2 tRNA genes and 1 rRNA gene are annotated in these 2,143 nt (G+C 53.3%); all 3 read left to right on the forward strand.

The window, feature by feature from the left end:
• Positions 1-288: 288 nt before the first annotated feature.
• Positions 289-1,825 (forward strand): 16S ribosomal RNA (locus N879_RS10855).
• A gap of 93 nt (positions 1,826-1,918) precedes the next feature.
• Positions 1,919-1,995: transfer RNA gene (locus N879_RS10860), tRNA-Ile, on the forward strand.
• A gap of 11 nt (positions 1,996-2,006) precedes the next feature.
• Positions 2,007-2,082 (forward strand) — tRNA-Ala (locus N879_RS10865).
• The last annotated feature ends 61 nt before the right edge of the window (positions 2,083-2,143 follow it).

The following is a 2,143-nucleotide window of genomic DNA, read 5'->3' on the forward strand; positions in this document are numbered from 1 at the left end:
TGCTTCATAATCTCGTTTCTCTGCTGCTAACACAGCAAGGCACGAAGCGCCAAGCGCGACGAGCCAGCCGGGTTAGTCAGTAGAACGACAGGCAACTGTCACTGCTCTTTAACAATTAACAGCCGATAAGTGTGGGCGCTTGGAATGAGCGAGTCGAACCCTTCGGGGATCGCCACAAGTTTGTATCAAGTGCTCACAAACGAAAGATGAAGAATTACCTTGTGTAACTCTGAATTTTTCTTTGAGACACAATCGGTCTCGTCGCAAGACGGGACAACCACAGAGATTAAACTGAAGAGTTTGATCCTGGCTCAGATTGAACGCTAGCGGGATGCTTTACACATGCAAGTCGAACGGCAGCGCGAGAGAGCTTGCTCTCTTGGCGGCGAGTGGCGGACGGGTGAGTAATATATCGGAACGTGCCCAGTAGCGGGGGATAACTACTCGAAAGAGTGGCTAATACCGCATACGCCCTACGGGGGAAAGGGGGGGATCGCAAGACCTCTCACTATTGGAGCGGCCGATATCGGATTAGCTAGTTGGTGGGGTAAAGGCTCACCAAGGCAACGATCCGTAGCTGGTTTGAGAGGACGACCAGCCACACTGGGACTGAGACACGGCCCAGACTCCTACGGGAGGCAGCAGTGGGGAATTTTGGACAATGGGGGAAACCCTGATCCAGCCATCCCGCGTGTATGATGAAGGCCTTCGGGTTGTAAAGTACTTTTGGCAGAGAAGAAAAGGTATCCCCTAATACGGGATACTGCTGACGGTATCTGCAGAATAAGCACCGGCTAACTACGTGCCAGCAGCCGCGGTAATACGTAGGGTGCAAGCGTTAATCGGAATTACTGGGCGTAAAGCGTGTGTAGGCGGTTCGGAAAGAAAGATGTGAAATCCCAGGGCTCAACCTTGGAACTGCATTTTTAACTGCCGAGCTAGAGTATGTCAGAGGGGGGTAGAATTCCACGTGTAGCAGTGAAATGCGTAGATATGTGGAGGAATACCGATGGCGAAGGCAGCCCCCTGGGATAATACTGACGCTCAGACACGAAAGCGTGGGGAGCAAACAGGATTAGATACCCTGGTAGTCCACGCCCTAAACGATGTCAACTAGCTGTTGGGGCCGTTAGGCCTTAGTAGCGCAGCTAACGCGTGAAGTTGACCGCCTGGGGAGTACGGTCGCAAGATTAAAACTCAAAGGAATTGACGGGGACCCGCACAAGCGGTGGATGATGTGGATTAATTCGATGCAACGCGAAAAACCTTACCTACCCTTGACATGTCTGGAAAGCCGAAGAGATTTGGCCGTGCTCGCAAGAGAACCGGAACACAGGTGCTGCATGGCTGTCGTCAGCTCGTGTCGTGAGATGTTGGGTTAAGTCCCGCAACGAGCGCAACCCTTGTCATTAGTTGCTACGCAAGAGCACTCTAATGAGACTGCCGGTGACAAACCGGAGGAAGGTGGGGATGACGTCAAGTCCTCATGGCCCTTATGGGTAGGGCTTCACACGTCATACAATGGTCGGGACAGAGGGTCGCCAACCCGCGAGGGGGAGCCAATCTCAGAAACCCGATCGTAGTCCGGATCGCAGTCTGCAACTCGACTGCGTGAAGTCGGAATCGCTAGTAATCGCGGATCAGAATGTCGCGGTGAATACGTTCCCGGGTCTTGTACACACCGCCCGTCACACCATGGGAGTGGGTTTCACCAGAAGTAGGTAGCCTAACCGCAAGGAGGGCGCTTACCACGGTGGGATTCATGACTGGGGTGAAGTCGTAACAAGGTAGCCGTATCGGAAGGTGCGGCTGGATCACCTCCTTTTAGAGCGAATGGCTCGCAAAGCGAAAGCGTCCACACTTATTGGCTGTTAGTTAATGTCATGACCATTGAAGGTATCGCCCACTGGTGATAGATGGGTCAGTAGCTCAGTCGGTTAGAGCACCGTCTTGATAAGGCGGGGGTCGTTGGTTCGATTCCAACTTGACCCACCAACGATTACCTCGGGGGATTAGCTCAGCTGGGAGAGCACCTGCTTTGCAAGCAGGGGGTCGTCGGTTCGATCCCGTCATCCTCCACCACCACCGCTTTTGTGGTTGGTTGTCGATACAGCAAGGTTCATGACAGAGTATAGGGCACAGG

The sequence above is a fragment of the Alcaligenes sp. EGD-AK7 genome (assembly GCF_000465875.3).
Lineage (GTDB): Bacteria > Pseudomonadota > Gammaproteobacteria > Burkholderiales > Burkholderiaceae_B > Alcaligenes > Alcaligenes phenolicus.